The organism is Novosphingobium naphthalenivorans NBRC 102051 (assembly GCF_001590985.1).
In the GTDB taxonomy this organism is placed as follows: Bacteria; Pseudomonadota; Alphaproteobacteria; order Sphingomonadales; family Sphingomonadaceae; genus Novosphingobium; species Novosphingobium naphthalenivorans.
The window spans coordinates 1-18,259 of the sequence record NZ_BCTX01000084.1 but is presented as its reverse complement, the minus strand read 5'-3'; the positions used below and the strand labels follow the sequence as shown (position 1 = coordinate 18,259).

Annotated in this window: 16 protein-coding genes and 1 pseudogene; 3 read left to right on the top strand and 14 right to left on the bottom strand. The window is 62.6% G+C overall.

Going from position 1 to position 18,259, the window contains the following annotated elements; all coding sequences use genetic code 11:
• A pseudogene (locus NN5_RS26665) lies at positions 1-330 on the top strand (sigma 54-dependent transcriptional regulator); the annotation flags it as partial.
• A 583-nt stretch (positions 331-913) separates the two neighbouring features.
• Here NN5_RS26665 and NN5_RS20655 read toward each other — a convergent pair.
• From NN5_RS20655 to NN5_RS20645, 3 genes are read right to left on the bottom strand one after another with little or no spacing between them, the layout of a single operon-like run.
• The gene (locus NN5_RS20655; protein ID WP_067737698.1) at positions 914-1,618 is read right to left on the bottom strand and encodes an ABC transporter ATP-binding protein; all 705 of its coding nucleotides are present in this window, start codon (positions 1,616-1,618) and stop codon (positions 914-916) included.
• Positions 1,615-2,784 (bottom strand): ABC transporter permease, encoded by a 1,170-nt coding sequence (locus tag NN5_RS20650; RefSeq protein ID WP_067737696.1) that lies wholly within the window; start codon positions 2,782-2,784, stop codon positions 1,615-1,617. Before NN5_RS20650 ends, NN5_RS20655 begins: the two co-directional genes overlap by 4 nt.
• Positions 2,781-3,986 carry an efflux RND transporter periplasmic adaptor subunit gene (locus NN5_RS20645; protein ID WP_067737693.1) on the bottom strand — a complete coding sequence of 402 codons (1,206 nt, stop codon included), beginning with the start codon at positions 3,984-3,986 and terminating at the stop codon, positions 2,781-2,783. Before NN5_RS20645 ends, NN5_RS20650 begins: the two co-directional genes overlap by 4 nt.
• Positions 3,987-4,130: 144 nt before the next feature.
• Here NN5_RS20645 and NN5_RS20640 point away from each other — a divergent pair, with 144 nt between their 5' ends.
• Together NN5_RS20640 and NN5_RS20635 are read left to right on the top strand one after the other, a co-directional pair.
• On the top strand, positions 4,131-4,847 hold the full coding sequence (locus tag NN5_RS20640; protein WP_067737691.1) for a response regulator: 717 nt from the start codon (positions 4,131-4,133) through the stop codon (positions 4,845-4,847).
• A gap of 19 nt (positions 4,848-4,866) precedes the next feature.
• A complete protein-coding gene (locus tag NN5_RS20635; protein WP_067737689.1) occupies positions 4,867-6,228 on the top strand; it encodes an ATP-binding protein in 1,362 nt (453 codons plus the stop codon).
• On the opposite strand, the gene NN5_RS20630 is transcribed toward NN5_RS20635, so the two are convergent.
• The 11 genes from NN5_RS20630 to NN5_RS20580 form a co-directional block, all read right to left on the bottom strand.
• Complete coding sequence (locus tag NN5_RS20630) at positions 6,204-6,842, bottom strand: DUF4410 domain-containing protein (RefSeq protein WP_067737687.1); 639 nt, start codon at positions 6,840-6,842, stop codon at positions 6,204-6,206. The genes NN5_RS20635 and NN5_RS20630 overlap by 25 nt on opposite strands.
• Positions 6,839-7,414 (bottom strand): RcnB family protein, encoded by a 576-nt coding sequence (locus NN5_RS26020; RefSeq protein WP_157081236.1) that lies wholly within the window; start codon positions 7,412-7,414, stop codon positions 6,839-6,841. Before NN5_RS26020 ends, NN5_RS20630 begins: the two co-directional genes overlap by 4 nt.
• Positions 7,415-7,525: 111 nt before the next feature.
• Positions 7,526-9,022 carry a TolC family outer membrane protein gene (locus NN5_RS20620; protein ID WP_157081237.1) on the bottom strand — a complete coding sequence of 499 codons (1,497 nt, stop codon included), beginning with the start codon at positions 9,020-9,022 and terminating at the stop codon, positions 7,526-7,528.
• 201 nt (positions 9,023-9,223) lie between these two features.
• Positions 9,224-9,727: a nuclear transport factor 2 family protein gene (locus tag NN5_RS20615; protein ID WP_067737682.1), complete on the bottom strand. Its 504-nt coding sequence runs from the start codon at positions 9,725-9,727 to the stop codon at positions 9,224-9,226.
• 21 nt (positions 9,728-9,748) lie between these two features.
• Positions 9,749-10,474, bottom strand: coding sequence for an SDR family oxidoreductase (locus NN5_RS20610; protein ID WP_217998719.1), 726 nt, complete (start codon positions 10,472-10,474; stop codon positions 9,749-9,751).
• A gap of 73 nt (positions 10,475-10,547) precedes the next feature.
• Positions 10,548-10,865, bottom strand: a complete 318-nt coding sequence (locus tag NN5_RS20605) for a 2Fe-2S iron-sulfur cluster-binding protein (protein ID WP_067737677.1) — start codon at positions 10,863-10,865, stop codon at positions 10,548-10,550.
• Positions 10,866-10,918: 53 nt separating this feature from the next.
• Entirely contained in the window at positions 10,919-11,845 is a 927-nt protein-coding gene (kce, locus tag NN5_RS20600; RefSeq protein WP_067737705.1) for a 3,5-dioxohexanoate:acetyl-CoA acetone transferase, read from the bottom strand.
• 117 nt (positions 11,846-11,962) lie between these two features.
• Entirely contained in the window at positions 11,963-13,261 is a 1,299-nt protein-coding gene (locus NN5_RS20595; RefSeq protein WP_084385072.1) for an acyl-CoA dehydrogenase family protein, read from the bottom strand.
• Between the two features lie 51 nt (positions 13,262-13,312).
• Positions 13,313-14,080 (bottom strand): SDR family NAD(P)-dependent oxidoreductase, encoded by a 768-nt coding sequence (locus NN5_RS20590; RefSeq protein WP_067737665.1) that lies wholly within the window; start codon positions 14,078-14,080, stop codon positions 13,313-13,315.
• Between the two features lie 170 nt (positions 14,081-14,250).
• Positions 14,251-15,519 (bottom strand): cytochrome P450, encoded by a 1,269-nt coding sequence (locus tag NN5_RS20585; protein ID WP_067737661.1) that lies wholly within the window; start codon positions 15,517-15,519, stop codon positions 14,251-14,253.
• A gap of 126 nt (positions 15,520-15,645) precedes the next feature.
• On the bottom strand, positions 15,646-17,883 hold the full coding sequence (locus NN5_RS20580) for a TonB-dependent receptor (RefSeq protein ID WP_067737659.1): 2,238 nt from the start codon (positions 17,881-17,883) through the stop codon (positions 15,646-15,648).
• Positions 17,884-18,259: the final 376 nt, after the last annotated feature.

Here is an 18,259-nt window from a genome sequence, read left to right as displayed (position 1 = left end):
TTTTCACCCGAAGGGCGGATCGATGTCGAAGTCGTGTCCACAGAGATCACGCGTTTGAAGCGGTCTTCGGCAGTCACTGAGCCGAACGGCGATGGATTGGAATTTCTCTTGGGCACCAATGCCTTGTCGCAGCTCGATCCGTTCGATCGCGTCCAATTGGGTTTTGTCGTCGAAACGTGCCGAAACAGCCATTCGCTGTCCGATGCGGGCCGAAAGCTGTTTTCCGCGTCACGAGAAAGGCGCTCAAGCACCAATGACGCCGACAGATTACGGAAATATCTCGCTCGATTTGACCTGACCTGGGATCTAGTTGTCCAACGGAATGATTGAAGCGTCAGGTTGGTTTCCAATCTCCGCGACAAGGTCCCTGCTCATCCGCAACGTATCGGCATCCGCGTTATCCAAAATTTCCATGGGACCCGTCCGGGCATGGACCGACATCGGCGACAGTGCCAGAAGAGCCAGCGGCAAGACTTTCAACTGCATGTTCCATCCTTTCGGAAAAGAGGCCGCGCCGCCAGGGGGTGGGGCGGGGAAAGCGACGCGGCCTCACGCGACCAGAGACTGGCACCGCGTTCAGAAATTCAATGAGCAAAGCTCCCCACTCCTGCCGTCACCGTTGCGCACAGAACCCGACGTCAGGACGGCAAGACAGCCCGTCATCACGAAAGTTCGCTTCATCATGCTCTCCTTGCGCCCCCGGCGGCGGGGTATGCTGATGGAATGACGCATCGGCGTAAGCGGGGTGATGCTCGGTGGAGACAAAGCGTGACCGAATGTTACGCGTGCGCGGTTACATGCAGCGGGCGTTCTTCACCTTCGTATGACCTCGCCCGTCACGATTGTGCCTGCGCCGCCACAGCGGCCTTTGCCGCGCCCATCTCTGATATTATGCTCCGATTGCCAGGGCCCATCAGCCGCCGCCTTTCCCGATCGGCACGATCCGTCCGTCCTCCAGCTCGATCACGCGATCAAACAGGTCAAGCGAGCGCGGATCGTGGGTGACCACCATGACGCAAGCCGCGCGCTCGATCGCGATGCGGCGGAACAGTTCCATCACCTGACGCCCCCGCACGCTATCCAGCGCAGCGGTAGGCTCGTCGGCCAGGATCAGCGGCGGATCGTTCGCCAGCGCGCGGGCAATCGCAACGCGTTGCTGCTCGCCGCCCGAGAGGCGCGATGGCCGGTTATCGATCCGGTGGCCAAGATCGAGCGCCTGCAGCAGCTCCACCGCGTAGCCGTGGGCTTCCGGCGGTGCGATATTCGCAATCTCCAGCGCGACGGCCACGTTTTCGGCTGCGGTCAGGAAGGGAATGAGGTTCGCCTTCTGGAATACAAAGCCGATATTGTCCCGCCGGAAGCCGCGCAGCCCGTCAAGGTCGGCATCGGGATAGGAGACGAGCTGACCGCGAATGCGCACTTCGCCGAAAGTCGGCGGCTCCAGCAATCCGCAGATCAGCAGCAGCGTGCTCTTGCCCGAACCACTGGGCCCCGTGATGCCGATCAGTTCCCCGGCATGGGCATCGAGCGAGGCATCGTCGAGCGCGCGCACGATCGTATCGCCGCTCTGATAATGGCGTGAGGCGCCCCGCACGCTGAGCAAGGGGGCTCCGTTCACGACAGCACTTCCTGCGCCCGGACTTTCAGGGCACGGGAAATGCCGAACCAGCTGGCCACCACGCAGATCCCGCAAAGGATCGCGAACAGCAAGGCGAGATCGCGCGGCAGCATGACAATGCGCCGGGGGAACCAGGGGAACACGGTGTTGGAGAGCAGCAGCGCCAGCACAAATCCGAACAGGCCGATCAGCGCCGCCTGCTGCAGGATCATCGACACGATCCGGGCATTGGCCGCGCCCAGCAGCTTCATCAGCGCAATCTGGTGCAGTTTCTCCATCGTCATCGTGTAGAGGATCAGCGAGATCACGATCGCCGTGACCAGCAGCAGCACCGATGCGAAAGCCAATATCTGGATGCGCAGCCGCCACAAGCGCTGGTTCAGCAACAGATCGCGCTGCTCGGCCCTGCTGATGACATTGGCATCGCCCCAGTGCATCACCGCCGCCTTCACTTGGGCAACGTCCGCGCCCGGCTGAAGGCTGACCAGAACCGCCGCGATCTTGCTGTCCTGCGACACAGAGCTTTGGCCCGTGTCGGCGGGCTGGGACGCGGCGGTGCCATTGGCCTCGCGCGCCAGCAGCACCTGCTCGCTGGGCCGGCGCGAAGCGATCGCCATGGCATCGTTGATGGAAACGAACATCAACCCGTCGCCAGCGGAATCGACGAGCCCGCGCGTGAGGCCCACGATGGTGTAGTCATCTTTGGCCAGTCGCACCTTGGCGCCCAAGGGCAAGCCGATGCTGACATCCGCCACGGCCTCGAAATGGGCTGCGTCCAGGTGGCGTCCGGCCGTGAGTGCAAACCAGCCGCCACGGTCCTTGGGATAATCGAGGCCGGTGATCGTCGCGCGCCGGGGCTTGCCCGCATACGCGAACTGCTGGCTGAACTGTACGAAACGCCGCACTTCTGCCACGCCCGGCACGCCTTCCACGCGGCGGTCCATCGTTGCGGAGATGGACGAGCCTTCCGCGAAGGGCCCCACCCGCTCGCCCTGCACAACCCACAAGTCGGCACCGATACGGTCAATCACCAGAAGCGCATCCGCTACGATACCGCGATAGAGGCCAATTGCCCCGATCGCGCCCATCAGCAGGAACCCGATGCCCAGAGCGGTGAGCGCGAACCGGGCCAGGCTGAAGCGAATATCCTTGATCGCGAGATTCACGACACCCCGCCATTTTGCCGCGCGACTGGCATCAGCGCGTAGGCATCTTGCGGCAGAACAAGCACGTCCCCCGGCTTCAATCCCTTGCGCACGGCCCGTTTCGGACCGCTGCCAGACAGCTCGACCGTCCGGCGCCGCGCCCGGCCGCCATTGAGCACCCAGACAGCGGCCCGGTCCTTGCCCGGAATGACGAAGGAGACCGGAATGACGAGCGTATCGGGCCTGACGGAAAGCAGGACTTCGACGGTCGCACGCTGGCTGAGCGCCCAGTCTGCGGGCAAGCGGTCGGCAACGATGTCCACGGTAAACTCGCGCGTCTCGGGATCGACCTCACGGCCAAGCCGCAGGACATGGCCCGCCAGCGGCCGGTCCTGCGCCGAAGGGAAACGGATGCGCGCGGCCTGCCCCGCATGGATCGCACCGATGGCGCTTTCATCAAACCGCGCGGTAATGACGATACTCGCCGGATCGACGATTTCCATGATCGCACTTCCGGCCGTCAGCACATCGCCGACATTGCGGTTGCGCACTGCCACGACCCCGCCGAACGGCGCGCGCACGGTCGCCATGGCGAGCTGGGCCTCGTCGGCGCGCAGGCCGGCCGCGGCCGCCTTGGTCTGCGCCTGGGCCTGGCTGATGGAACTGCGCATGGCCGCGACCCGCGCCTCGCCCTCGCGCAGCGAAGCCTGCGCCTGATCGTAGCTCGAACCCGACACCCAGCCGTCCCGCCGCAGCTTCGCCTGCCGGTCGAAGGACGCGCGCGCATTGGCCAGCGTCGCCTGCGCACTGGCAAGGTTGGCACTCGCCTCGCGCTGCGCGTCCTGTGCGGCAACCATCCCGGCACGCGACGCCGAGACTTTGCCGAGCAGATCGTCCTGCTCGATCACCGCCACGACCTGCCCAGCCGCAACCACGTCGTTGCGGTCGGCAAGAATCCGCGTCACTCTGCCGCTGATACGCGAACTCACATCCGCCTTGTTGATCGCGTCCAGCACGGCAGGCCCGGAAAGCGTCTGCTCGTAGATGCCCCGGCGCACCGTGTAGATCCCCACTTCATGCGGCCACACATAGCGCCATGCCAGCATGGCCAGCACGATGGCGGCCAACGCCGCCACCAGCCCATAGAGTGCCGGACTGACCTCGCGTTGCCGCGCCACTGGACGGTTGAGCGACAGATTTCCGGCGGGATGCTTATCGTTCATCAAAATATGTGCTCATGACGGGATGAGGCACTTCTCCTCGCCGCGTGTAAGCTGCCCAATTCCTCCACATTGCGAAGTGTAACGAAAGGTTACGCGAGGCGTTCAGCGGTTTCCTTCGCGCATGGGCAAGGGCACAATGCGCGGGTGGAAAACAGTCTGATCGCCGTAGTCGAGGACGACCGCGAAATTCGCACCATGGTCGTCGAGCTTCTCGCCCGCGAAGGGTTCGTGCCAGCCGGCTGCAAGTCGGCGGAGGAATTCGATCGCCTGCTGGAACGCCAGCGCATCGATCTGGTCGTGCTCGATGTCATGCTGCCGGGCGAGGACGGGCTGTCCTTGTGCCGCCGGCTGCGGGCACGCCATGACGTTCCGGTGCTGATGGTCACGGCCAAGGCCGACGACATCGATCGTATCGTCGGCCTGGAAATCGGCGCAGACGATTATCTGCCCAAGCCCTTCAATCCACGCGAGCTGATTGCCCGGGTGCGGGCGATCCTGCGCCGCACGCGCGACGCCAATCGCGTCACCGCCCCGCTGAGCGCGGAGCGCTTTTCCTTCATGGGCTGGCTGTTCGACACGGGCTGCCGGTCACTGCTCGATCCGGATGGACAAGTGATCGACCTGACTGGCGGCGAGTTCGACCTGCTGACCAGCTTCGTCACGCATCCCCAGCGCGTGCTGAACCGGGATCAGTTGCTCGACTGGACACGGGGGCGCAATGCGGTGCCCTATGACCGTTCCGTCGACGTCCAGCTCAGCCGTCTGCGCCGCAAGCTCATGCAGCATCCGTCCGGTGAGACGCTGATCAAGACCGTGCGCGGCGGGGGCTATATCTTCGTCGCAAGGGTCGACAAGGCATGACGGCCAAGGGCCTCGCCGTATGAGCGTGTCGAACAACCTTTCGCTGCGCATCGCGGCCATGCTGCTGATCGGCTTCATACTCATCCAGACTGTCGCCACGGTCCTGCTGATCCTGCCCAACCGGGTCTACGAGGAGCCCGCCAGCAACCTGCCGCCCCCCGAACAGGTCAAGGCCATGGCCGCCACGCTCGAAGCCCTTCCCCCAGACCTGCAAGCCGGGGCTATCGCGACCTTCGACGATTCGACCTTCCAGGCCAAGGTCGTGACAACCCTGCCGTCCGTCCGTTCCGAAAAGGAGGGCCGGCTTTCCAGCCAGCGCGAGGCCTATCTTGCCGCCTTCGCCGATCGCCCGGTCCTGCTCTGGCGCGAGGGGGCCATCATCCATCACCCGCTTGAGAACCAGCCCGGCCCCCAGAACTTCATCGACCCCACCAAGCTCGCCGTCGGCTTGCGAGACGGGCGCTGGCTGCTGATCGACAGCCGGCCTTCGGCGGCAGTGCAGGCCTACATGCGCAAGCGCGCCTATCTCGGCATCGCGTTGGGTACGGTTATGCTGTTCGCCCTCGGGCTCGCCGTTCGCCAGACGACCCGCCCGATCAGCCAGCTTTCACGCCGCATCCGCGATTTCTCGGACAAGCTCGACGCGCCCGATCTGCCTCTGCAAGGCGCCCAGGAACTGCGCGATGTCAGCGCTGCCTTCAACGACATGAAGGCACGCATTCGCGGGCTGGTCAACGAGCGAACACGGCTGCTGGCCGCTGTCGCCCACGACATGCGGACTTATCTCACGCGCTTGCGGCTGCGCGCGGAGTTCATCGACGATCCCGAGCATCGTCAACGCGCCATTCGCGATCTCGCCGAAATGCATGATCTTCTGGAGGATACGCTGCTGTTCGCGCGGCAGGACGCCCTGCCCGACCCCGAGCTGCGGCGGATCGATCTGAGCGCGGAACTCATGGCCATGGAAGAGATATGCCGCGAGACCGGCGATGCCATCGTGATCGACCCGCTGCCCTCCCCCCTCCCGGTCAAGGCCGAGCCGCTGGCGCTGCGCCGGATCTTCGCGAACCTGATCGACAACGGATTGCGCTACGGAAGCCATGTGCACTTCCGCGCCGATCGGCACGGCAATACCGTAACCCTGACAGTCGAAGACGATGGGCCTGGCGTTCCCGAGCCGGCGCTGGCAAGGCTTGGGGAACCCTTCGAGCGGCTCGATCCCTCACGCGACCGAGCAACCGGCGGAGCCGGGCTGGGGCTGGCCATCGTTCGGGCCCTGGCCGAACGCAACGGCATAGCGGTGCACTTCGAGAACGCCCCTGCTTCGGGCCTGCGGGTGATCTTGACCTTCACCGGTCAGGATGGCGGCGAAGGTTTGTAGTATGCCGCCACCCGGCGGCTCACCACGCGCGAAATCCGGGCGATATCGCCTCCGCCGCCGTCATGCAGGCCGGCCGCAATCCTTATCGTGCCCCCTATCGCCAGATGCATGACCTCGCCAGTCGCGGCGGCTACCCCGCCCGGCAGGATGAGCCCCGGCCTGGCGCCGCTGTGCGCCCGCGCATCCAGTGTAAAACTGGAACCTCCGGGCGTGACGAGGGTTGCGGCAACTGTCATCGCCGACTTGCCGGCACCGAAGCCGATCAGCATCCGCGCAGCCTCGTCTCCGCGCCGGTAATCGACGATCCGCAAGTCCAGACGCGTTGCCGGCACGCTCCCCGGCCTTGCGGTACTGATCGCAGGCAGGCCCCGCTTGCGCATGTCCTTGACGAGGCGATTTTCCAACTTGGCCGCTACGTCCCGCAAAGTCCGGTCTGACGAAGCGGGCACGGCCACATCGACAACGATGGTTTCCGGCGCGGTCGCGGTTGACCCCACGGCCGTGAAGCCCGTGATCCTGGCTCCGGCACAGCCCGCCAACAGGATGGCCGGAGCCAGCGTGGCAATGCGCCATGGCTTTCGGTGCTGCCCGGCGATTCCCGTGACGGCGATCACCAGAACACCGGACCGAGCCGAACGACCACGCCGGTCTGGTTCACCACCAGCACGATCCGGTTTCCGGCAAAGATCCAGCTGCATCCGGCTGGTGCCGCGGCAAGGCCATAGACCGCCGGCGCCGGCACATAGTACCGCCGCAGCGGAACCGGAACGACGACACCCACTGCCCAGACCCGTCCATAATAGCCGGTAGGAACCCGGTAATAGCCATAGCCCGGCGCGTAATAGTAACCCCGCCGCGGGCCGCGGTAGACCGGCGGCGGCGGAGCATCGCGATGGACCTCCCGCGTGGCGGTACCGCCGTTTGGCCCGGTGACGGTCGTGCTACGGTTATACGTGCCGCCGCCCCAGTTCGCATCGCGCGAAGCGCTGACTTGCCGTCCATCGTTGGTGGTCACGCTGCGATCGACGGAGCGCCATCCCGGCCCGCCCTGAGCCGAACGCTGGGCGCTCCACCCGCCGCCGTTCGGCCCTTGCACATGAACACTGCCATGCCGGGCCTGCGCTGCAGCCGGAAGCGGCATGGCAGCCAGAATGGTGATTGCGAGAATTGCTGTTCGAGGAGACATGACTATCGCTCCTTGGTCTTCGGTTATCCCCTGATGACCGCACAGTGCACAAACGCCGTAACGCCAGTAATGCGAGGGGATAACCGCGCGTTTCGAAGTGTATCAGGCCCTCTAGAAAGCCTGCGGAACTTTGACCGGCGTGCCATCCTGCGCGGGCAACGGTGCCGTGGAAGGCGCTATCCGCGCCGGTTCGGGGTCAAAGGAATAGTCGAAGACCTTGCCGCGAACGCGGCGGTAGTTGCTGCCGGGATCGCTTGTGCCGGACATGTCCAGCCCCAGTTCGCGCGCGTCTGCATGCCCCATCACAGCCAGCAGCGTAAAGCCCGCCACATAGGCGTCCCGCTGTGCCGTGACGAGCTGGCCTCTGGCACTGAGAGCTTCCTGCTGCGCATTCAGGATATCGAGCACCGTTCTGGTCCCCACGGAATGCTCTGCCTTCACACCCTGGAGCGCGAGTTCCGCCGCCTCGACGGCCGACTGCATGGAGGCGATGGTAGCCAGCGCGGCCCGCCAGCTCGCATAGGAGGCGCGCACTTGCGCGACTACGCCACGCTCCACTTCCATCGCATGTTCCATTGCGGCGGATTTTCGGGCCTGCGCCTGACGCTGTGCCGCCGCAGGCCGGCCGCCCTGGTACAGCGGGAGACTGATCGAAAGGCCCACCGCGGCATTGCGGTTGGTGGCCGATCCCCAGCGGGAATCTTCACTTCCCAGAAAGTCCGCATAGCTGCCATCAGCGAAAGCCGTCACGCGCGGCATGACCTGCCCTTTGGCGGCCCTGACATCGTAACCCGCAGCCGTTATGTCCTGGCGCGAGGCGGTCAGATCGGGGTTGTCGGACAAAGCATCGGCGACGGCAGCATCCGGCGTGTCGGGCAGCCCCTGCAATGTCGGCGGGATTTCGAGATCCTGCGGCGGGGAGCCCACCAACGCCAGATAGTTTTCCTTGGAGCCGATCAGTTGCGCCCGCGCGCGTTCCAGATCGGCCAGAGCCATATCCAGGCGCGACTGCGACTGCACGACGTCCGTGCGGGTCAGATCACCAACCGCATACCGGTCTGAAACTGCACGACGATTGACTTCGAGTGTCGCGACGTTCCCCTCGTTGAGGACAACCAGTTCGCTGTCGCGGATCACGTCCATGTAGGCTGCCGCGACGCTGGAAAACACGGCTGCCTCGGTGCCGCGCAGGCCGCTCCGTCCTGCCTCGACCTGGGCTCTGGCGGCCCGGACGGCATTGCGGATCGAGCCCCCGCTGTAGAGCGGAACCGAAACCGACGCCTGACCGGCAAGCGAGCGGGCAGGCGTCGTCTCTAGGGAATAGCCCGTGTTCGGGAAGGTTTGCGCAGTGCGCGCAATCTGCTCGGTGTAGCTAATGCCCGCCGAGGCGGCCGGGCGGCCATCCGCCTTGGCCAACGGCACGAATTCATCCGTCGCACGCTGGTTTGCCCGCGCCGCGGCAAGTGTCGGGTTGGTCCGGTAAGCTGCGGCGAGGGCATCCTGCAGCGTTTCAGCTTCGACAGGCCCTGCGACGGCGATGCCGAGCACCAGGGCGAGCTTGCTTCGCAAGGCGAGGCCACGCCTCGCATCGATAACGGATAGGGGCATCGCCCGCTTGACCATGGCGTGTTCCTGGCGGCTGTACAGTTCAGCCGCCCGCTCTCGCCGAAGCCAGTCACCGCCGTGCTGCACACCGATGACCGAGCGTTACGAATTGTATCGGCAAGCAAGAACGGAAAGGCACGGAGACCGATCGATCCAGCCTCCCCCGTCTCGCATCCACGCATCTTTGCCCCGCAGGCCGGAAACTCAGTTCTTCCCCTCGACCCGACCGACAAAATCATCCCTTGCCCAAATCAACGGATTGGATCCTTCTCCCACGTGCCCGGGCTGCGGATCTCCGGAGAAAATCCGGCTGGCCAAAAGCCAGCGGCCATCCACCATGTGGAATTCATCCCTATACATCCCGGTCGAAAGAATACCCGCAGCCGGCACATTTCCGACACGAACGAACATGACATAGGTCCGTGTCTGCACGACGTCCTTGCCGACACTTTCGATCAACGGCGGTTGTACCCAGTGACGGCCATGCCCCCTGACGGAATCCCACAAGATCTCGCAAAGGCGGCGCAGGCCCTCGGGACCGCGGAAGGGCCCCGCCAAAGGATCGTCCGATGGGATGCCCGCGATCTCGAAGAACCCGTCAGCGGTAAAGCATTCGGCAAGATCGCCGGGCCGTCCGAAATCGACCGCGTGCGAATACCGGACCATCAGGTGGCAAATCCGGCTGTAATCAAGCGGATCAATTTCCATAAGCCCCCCTTCGGAAAGCTGTCATTTCTGACCCGGCACGCCGCGCAGCGCGTAACCGCCATCGGCGATGAATTCCGATCCGGTCGAGAACGTCGCCTCACTGGCGATGAAAAGCACCATCCGCGCGATCTCATTCGGGTCCGCATTTCGCGCGATAGGCAGGCTGTCGACCGGAATATGCGGTTCACCCGTTTCGGGATGGTAGGCCATGGGCGTCTCGACGATGCCGGGATGCACCGAGTTGACGCGAATGTTGTCGGGGGCAAGCTCGGCCGCCGCCGTCTTGGTGAGCGAGCGGATCGCCCATTTACTGGCGCCATAGGCCGCCAGGCCGGGCGTAGCCTGCAGGCCGGCCATGGACGAGATGTTCACGATCGCGCCTCCGCCAGCCTTGCGCATTGATGGCGCCACGGCGCGAATGCCCAGCAGCGAGCCGATGAGATTGATATCGAACACCTTGCGCCAGTTCTCCAGCGCCAGATCCTCGATGCCGCCCATGCCGACAATGCCGGCATTGTTCACCAGCACAGTGACCGGCCCCACATCCGCTTCCACCTTTTCGACGGCCGCATGCCATGCATCGGCATCTGTCACGTCCAGCGGCACGAAGCGGCAACCCACGCCCAGTTCCGCGATCAGGCTGCCATCGTTCTCCTGAGCGTCTGTCAGGATGACGCTTGCCCCTTCCGCCGCGAAATTCCTCGCCATTGCCGAGCCAAGCGCCCCCAGTGCCCCAGTGATGAGCACGACTGCCTTTGCAAACCTCTCTGCCATTCCAACTCTCTCTCTCTCGTCGCTTTTCCCAAACTTCGGGCTGGGATCAGAAGTTCTCTGCGATCCTGACTTCAAGACCGTCGAGATCGGCGGTCATGTGCAATTGGCAGGAGAGACGCGAGTATTCGTCGCGGCAGTCAGAGCTATCGAGAAGGACGTCCTCGTCCTCGCTGATCGGCGGCAGCTTGCCGATGAACCCGGGGGCGACGTGGACATGACAGGTGGCGCAGCTGCAGGCGCCGCCACACTGGGCGATCAGTTCATCGAAGCCATTGTTACGGATCGCTTCCATCACCGAAACGCCTTCGGGCGCCTCCACGGCAAACTTCTCACCTTCGCGATTGATGACATTCAATTTGGGCATCGTAGCCTACCTCGTTTCAGAAGTGGTCATGGTCCCGGCAATGCGGGACACGTTCAGAATCCGACCTGATCTCCGCCCTTGAGTGCGAGGATCTGGCGGGCTTCCTCGGGCGTCGCGACTTCCATCGAGAGTTGCTCGACAATGGAGCGGATCATGCGAACCTGCTCGGCGTTCGACGTCGCCAGCTTGCCCTTGCCGGCGTAGAGCGAGTCCTCCAGCCCGACACGCACATTCGCGCCGTTGAGCGCACCCATCGTCCCGAGCCGCAACTGGTGCTTGCCGCTGGCCATGACCGACCAGTGGTAATCGCCGCCAAACAGCCGGTCCGCCGTGCGCCGGGCATGCATCAGCGTCTCGCTGTCCGCGCCCTGACCGCCCAGAATGCCGAAGATCGACTGGACGAACAGCGGCGGTGTCACCAGCTTGCGATCGAGGAAATGCGCCAGCGTGTAGAGATGCGAGGTATCGTAGCACTCGAACTCGAACTTGGTGCCGTGGCCCTTGCCCAGCCGCTCCAGAATGCCTTCGATGTCAGCGAAGGTATTGCGGAAGATGGTCTCGCGCGAGCCTTCCAGCAGTTCGCGTTCCCACCCGAACTTGAAGTCCTTGTACTTGCCCAGCATCGGGAACATGCCGAAGTTCATCGACCCCATGTTGAGCGAGGCGAGTTCAGGCGAGGCGCGCTCCGCGGCCGCCAGCCTTTCCTCCAGCGTCATCGTCCACGAACCGCCGGTGGTGATGTTCACCACCGCGTCCGTCGATTGCTTGATGCGGGGCAGGAACTGCATGAACAGCGCCGGATCGGGCGACGGGCGTCCGTCTTCCGGATAGCGCGCATGCAAGTGCAGAATCGCCGCCCCCGCTTCCGCGGCCTCGATCGCCTGCGTCGCGATCTCGTCCGGTGTCACCGGAAGATGCGGGCTCATCGTCGGCGTATGCACCGCACCCGTCACCGCGCAGCTGATGATCACCTTGCTCATTGCGGCCTCCATGAAGAAGGGCTCCAAAAGCCATCGCCGCCGCGTTCCACATATATTGATGGAAGTATCATTCGATATCCTGAAGAAAAATCAGCACGCACAATTCGAAGCTTGATCTCAGCGCTGCGTGCCCGTGTTCTTGAAGCTGTTGCCATAGAAAGAATCCGCGCCATCGCCCGGCGTCCCCAGCACACGATCGCAAAGGTCCCGCGTCAGCAAATCCGTGAACGTATTGAGCGCATGGTTGCGGATCGCGGCGATTTCGCGAAAGTAATACTGCATCCGATTGCCGTTCTGGGCCGAGGAAGAGCCGGTGGAAAACCACAGCGTGTCCATCGCGTTCCAGCAGATCTTGATCACTTCGTAGGCCGTGTAGAGGTAGCGGATGTCATCCTCGACGGAGAATTCCTTCTCCCCCAGCATGTTCAGGCGTGCCGATTCCATCCAGCGCTGCGTGATATCGTTCAGCAGCGATTCCGCGACGGACGCCTGCCCCAGGACCGTTCCGTACCAGCGGCGGTAATCGCTGTCTTCGGAACGCAGGCCAATCGGCGGGCGCATGGTCGTGCGCTTCTTCATCTGGTCGGCATAGTAGTCGAGCGCGCCCTTCAGGGCACCCAGCGCAACTGCGGCGGGTTCCATGCCCAGGAAACTGAGATAGCGCCCGTAGTAAGCCGGATTATCACCATGCTTCGGGCTTTCCGGATCGCGAGGATCGGGTTGCAGCGTCAGCACTTCCTTGTGGATGACAAAGCGATCCTCGATCCGCGTATTCACAAACTTCAGGCTCTGCGAACCGCTGCCGTTGAGGCCAAGCATGTTGCCCCAGTTGTCGAGGAACTCCCAGTCCTTGCGATGCGCTACGAAAGTGACGGGCTTACCCTTGGTGCCATCCCGAAAAACCGGGATCGCCTGCGAGGAGAAGGCCGTCGCATAAGGTGCGCCCGAGCAGTAGTCATAAGTGCCCGACAGCAGCCAGCTGCCGTCTTCCTGCTCGACGAGTTCACCTTGGGGCTTGACCGTCAGCGGGCTGATGAAGTCCGGAGATTCGATGATTTCAGGCCACAGGTCCTGCTCGTACATCGTGCAAATGTTGATGGCGTGGGCCGCGCCGAAGCACATGCACCAGGCGGTTGACGGGCAGGCCCGCGCAATCGCGGTAACGACCTTCGTGTAGACATCGATCCCGTAACCATAGCCCCCCAGTTCCCGGGGCGCGAGAATGCGGCAGAACCCTGCGTCCAGAAAAGCATCATGGGTATCCTGCGCGTAGTAGCCGCGCTTTTCGGTTTCGCCGATCCGCGAGAGCAGCGTGGGGGCGATTTCCTCCGCGCGCCGGATCAGTTCCGCAGGGGTGGGAATCTGCGTGGAGCCACCGTTTTCCGCAGACGCGGCATTCTCCAAAGTTAACGTCATGACACGATCTCTCCCAGTATTGAGCAAATAGAATTGGCTGTCTCTTGCCCGCTATTGCGCCAGATAAGCCCCATCGATGACCAGTTCCGATCCGGTAACGAAGGTGGATTCGTCAGAGCAGAGCCAGACAATCGCCTGCGCCACTTCTTCCGCGGTTCCGAGCCGGCCGATCGGGTGCGCCGCCGTCAGCCCCTTGCGGGCTTCGCCTTCCTCTCCGACCAGCGCATCGACCAGTGGCGTGGCGATTGCGCCAGGACAGACCGCGTTGACGCGCACCCCGCAATCGGCCCCTTCGAGCGCGACCGATTTGGTAAGACCGATAATCGCATGCTTGCTGGCCGCATAAGGTGCGGATCCGGCCATGCCTGCCTTGCCCAGCACCGAAGAGAGATTGACGATGGCCCCGGATTTCTGCGCCGTCATCATCTTCATTTCCTCACGCATACACAGCCAGGGGCCCCGCACATTGACAGCCAGAATGAAATCGAAATCAGCGGTTTCGGCTTCCGCGATCGGGGCGAACATCGGCCCGCCCTTGCGTCCGCCGACACCGGCAATGTTGCAGGCAATGTCGAGCTGGCCGAAACGCTCGCGGATCTGGTCGAACATCTGCGTCACATCGGCTTCCGAGGAGACATCGCAACGGATGAAGAGCGGCGGCTCCCCCACCATCATCGCGATCGTTTCCTGCGCCTTGCGCTCATCGAGATCGGACAGGACGACGCGTGCACCGCGCTGTGCCAGGGCAATCGCGGTTGCCCGGCCAATGCCCGAAGCCGCCCCCGTCACCAGTGCGATCTTGCCCTGCAAGGACGTCATGATTCCACTTCTCCCTTAGAATTTCCCGGCAAGGTTCAACTCCGCTCCCGTCTATCGGCAGCACGCTTGCCCCGGGCCGAGCCGTGAGAACGGGACCGGGGCCGAAGGCGGCCATGGATTGCAATCGCAGGTTCCATACGGGCAACCCAGACACGCCTTCGGCTACCGCCTCAGCCCAAGCGTGGTCCGGGGGTGAAATCCAGATACAGCTCGGGAAGCGAGCGGATCTGGAACGTCGCCTCGAATTCGGGTTCGGGGTGAGCTGAGGACAGACGCACATCCTTGAGCCGGGTCAGCAGCCGCTCGAACGCGATGCGCATATCGGCACGCGCCAGGGTGTTGCCCAGGCAGGTATGGATGCCGCGTCCGAAACCGAGATGACGCCGCAGGTCCTTGCGGTCGATGTCGAAGTCCGCCGGGCGCTCCCATTTCGCCGGATCGCGGTTGGCAGCAAGGAAGCTGGCCTGAACGATCGCGCCCTCGGGAACGTCGTAGCCGGCGATCTGCGTGTCGCTCGTGGCCTTGCGGAACAGTGTGAGCACCGAAAGGTTCGTGCGGATCACTTCCTCGACAAAGTTCGGAATAAGCTTGGGATCGTCCTGCAGCCGTTTGAGGAGCACCGGATCCTTCATCAGCACATACATGCCTGCGGGGATGGCATTACCGGTTGTTTCGGTCCCCGCCAGGAGTATCTGCTGCACCAGCGAGGCGAGTTCGGAATCCGTCAGCCGGACGCCATCGACTTCACCGTTCGCCAGAGTGCTCAGGAAATTGTCCGCCGGCTCCTTGCGATAGCGCGCGGCAGCCTCAAGGACATAATTCTGCAGATCGATGATCTCATCGACCAGCGCCAGTTCCTTTTCCGGCGAGTTGGTGGGATCGATGCGCTCCAGCGAAGCGGCTGCCCATCTTACGAACTTGCCATAGTCCTTGCGTTCGATCCCGAAGTAGTCGGCCATGATAAAGGCCGGCAGCATGACACCGAATTCAGCCCGGATATCCACCGTGCCGCGTTCGATAAAGGCATCGATCAGGTCATCCGCCATCTGCTGGATCTTCGGCTCAAGCCGTTTGATCGCCGCGGGTGAGAAAGCCGGGCTGACCAGCGCCCGGTGCTTCGTGTGGCGCGGCGGATCGTCCGCATTGAGCAAGGCGGCTTCAAGCACGCCGTGCGTTTCGAACCGATGACGGATCTCGGCGGCGACCGGCGAAGTCGAGCGGTCAAAAATCACCCCGGTGTTGCTGGAGAAAAGCTCGGGATGATCCGCTACGTATGCAATGTCGTCATAGCGGGTAATCATGTACATGCCCGTACCGGGGTCATGATAGACCGGCGCATCGCTTTGCACCTTGTTGAAGAAATCAAACGGGCAGCGCTGGATTTCCGGGTTTGTCAGCGTGCCAAGTCCGCCCTCCACAGGCGCCTTTCCTTCGCTCATATGCCATCTCCTTTCCAGAATTCAGGTCTGGAATGCCTCGCAGTATTTCTGGTTTTCCTGTCGGCTGAGAATCCTACCCCGCCTTCGGCAAGCGCCTTGAAGGCGAGGTAGAATTTCCCAGTTTTTCTAGTACTTGTATCCAAGTGTAATGCCGTAGGTGACCGGCATGCCCGCAAACTTCGTCACCGTGTCGATGTTGTAGTTCACCGCGGTCCAGTAATAGGTATTGGTCACGTTGCGCCCCCAGATCTCGGCGCGCCAACGGCCGCTTTCGGACTCGATCCCGGCAGAAAGATCGAGCAATCCGTAAGCCTTGTTGGCCAGTGAAGGCAGGCCTGCATCGATCGCGGACTGATTGCCGAAGGCCGACACCGTCCTGGTCTGGTATGACCCGCGCGCCGCGACAAAGGCCGAGAGATCGTCACTGAGCGACCAGTCGTAACGAATGCCTCCCTGCAACGACCATTTCGGCGTGAAGGGGAAAGCCTCGCCCTTGAAGTCAATGGCATTTCCATAGGCATCGAAGTTCAGGAAGGTCCCGGTGACCTTGGCGTCGACATAGGTCGCCGCTCCATCGATCGTGAACCCGCCGTCATGCCAGACAAAGCTCGCTTCGGCACCGTTCACGCGGGACTTGGGAATGTTCAGAAGCGAAGGAAGCGGCCCGAAGATATCATCCAGGATGCGGCCCAGCATCTGCTTGTTCTTGTAGTCATAGTGGAAGGCCGCGAGGGTCAGATCGAGACGGCGATCGAACAACTGCCCCTTGTAGCCCACTTCGTATGCCTGCAGCGATTCCTGCACTGCAGGCACCAGCGTCTTGTAGCTGCTGGCGCCGACCGTGGGCAGCGAGCCCGCCTTGTAGCCCTTGCTAACCACCGTATAGAGCAGCGAATTCGGCGTGACCTTCCATTCCAGACCGACGCGCCAGGGGACATTGTCCTCATGCAATTCGGGACGATAGAAATGCCCGTTCGTCCCGTCCGGCAGGACGGTGTAGCACTGGGTGTCGAAATCGGGATTGTCCGGCCAGGTTGCCCTTATCGCGCCGGAGAAATCGGCAAGGGTGTCGCGCGATCCGTCGCAGGCCGCAAACTTTGAGTCCGCCTTTGTGTAGCGAATGCCGCCGTTCAGGGTGAGCGTCGGCGTCAACGGGTAAGAAACATTGGCAAAGATCGACTTGGTTTTGATGTCGCGAATGCTCACGTCGATGGCACTGTGCCAAGGATCGAGACCTGCCAGATAGGTCGTGATGTAACTCGCCGAGAAAAACGCGTTCAGATCATCGTACCATGAGGACTTGTCGCGTTCGTAGTTGGCGCCGATCATCCAGGTGCCTTCGCCCCCGATGCTGCCATGCAGACGCAGTTCCTGGAAGAAGGACCTGATCCTGGAATGGCCGGTGCTGGTATAGTTGAGGGTGTTGACACCCGCATAATCGAACTGGTCGCGTCCCTTCAGATGCTGATAGCTGGTTAGCGAGGTCAGCCCGATGTCGTCCGACAGATCAAGGTCCATCCGCAAGGCTGCCTGATAGAACTTACGGTCGAACTGCGGATGGTAGCCGTCCACCCAGTCGGCCGCCCGCGCGTTCGCCGGTGAGGGCTGGTTCGCCAGAACCGAAGCGAAACCGGGTTCGCTGGCAGCCGCCGGGAGATTGAGAACGAAGCCCACGAGTTGGCTCGCCTGGACATCGGACTTGTCGCGCCAGCCGTTGAGGTTGAGAGACATCCGGAAGCTGTCGCTCGGCTCCCAGTCGAGCAGGATACGTCCAGCCAGATAGTCCTTGTCGCCAAGCTTCTCATCACGGGTATTGCTTTTCTGCCAGGCACCGCCCTGATCCGTGGCGCCCGAAACCCTGACCCCCAGCGTATCCGAGATCGGGCCGCTGATGAAAGCGTCGAAGTGCATGGCATCGAAACGGCCGTACGTGGCGTTGAAGCCGGCCGACAGGGCGGGCGTGGGGCGGTTGGCGATGAAATTGACGGCACCGCCGGTCGCATTCTGGCCATAGAGAATGCCTTGCGGCCCCTTCAGCACTTCCACGCGCTGTACGTCGAGCATCGCACCACTGGACAGCACCGCATAGGGAAACGGCACCTCGTCCTGATAAAGACTGACCGTGGGCGGCGCCATGATGCCGAGCTCATAGAAACCCACGCCGCGAATGGTGTAGACCGGCGCGCCCTTGTAGCCTTTTGAAAGCTGCATGCTCGGTTCGATCTTGGCGAGATCCTCGACGCCAGTCACGCCGCGGGTCTCAAGCTGCTCACCCGTGGCAGCGGTGATCGAAAGCCCCACATCGGAGAGCTTCTGCTCGCGCTTTTGTGCCGTCACGATGATCTCGTGCTCGGCATTCGCCACAGCATCTCCGCCCGACGGTAGCGCCGCTTGATCACTGCCTTGCGCGAAAGCCGATACAGGAACGACACCTGACATCATCGCCGTAGCCGTCAAAGCCTGCACAATTGTGCTTCGCATATCTCTCACTCTCCCCTTGAGATGCTTTTGCATCTTTGTATTTTACGAACACCATCACCCAATCGAGATGATTGGCTGAGAAATAAATTATAAATCAAGCAGAAACGCTACTTATTATTTATTGCAATTCCAGATTACATGGCGAACTTTACTATCCACCTCATGCCTGATTGATCTATATTATTCGTGCGCTGGCACACCAGAGCTAATCTGGCCCTCGGTGGGAAATGTCATCCGAGAGGGAACTTTAGTCTTACTG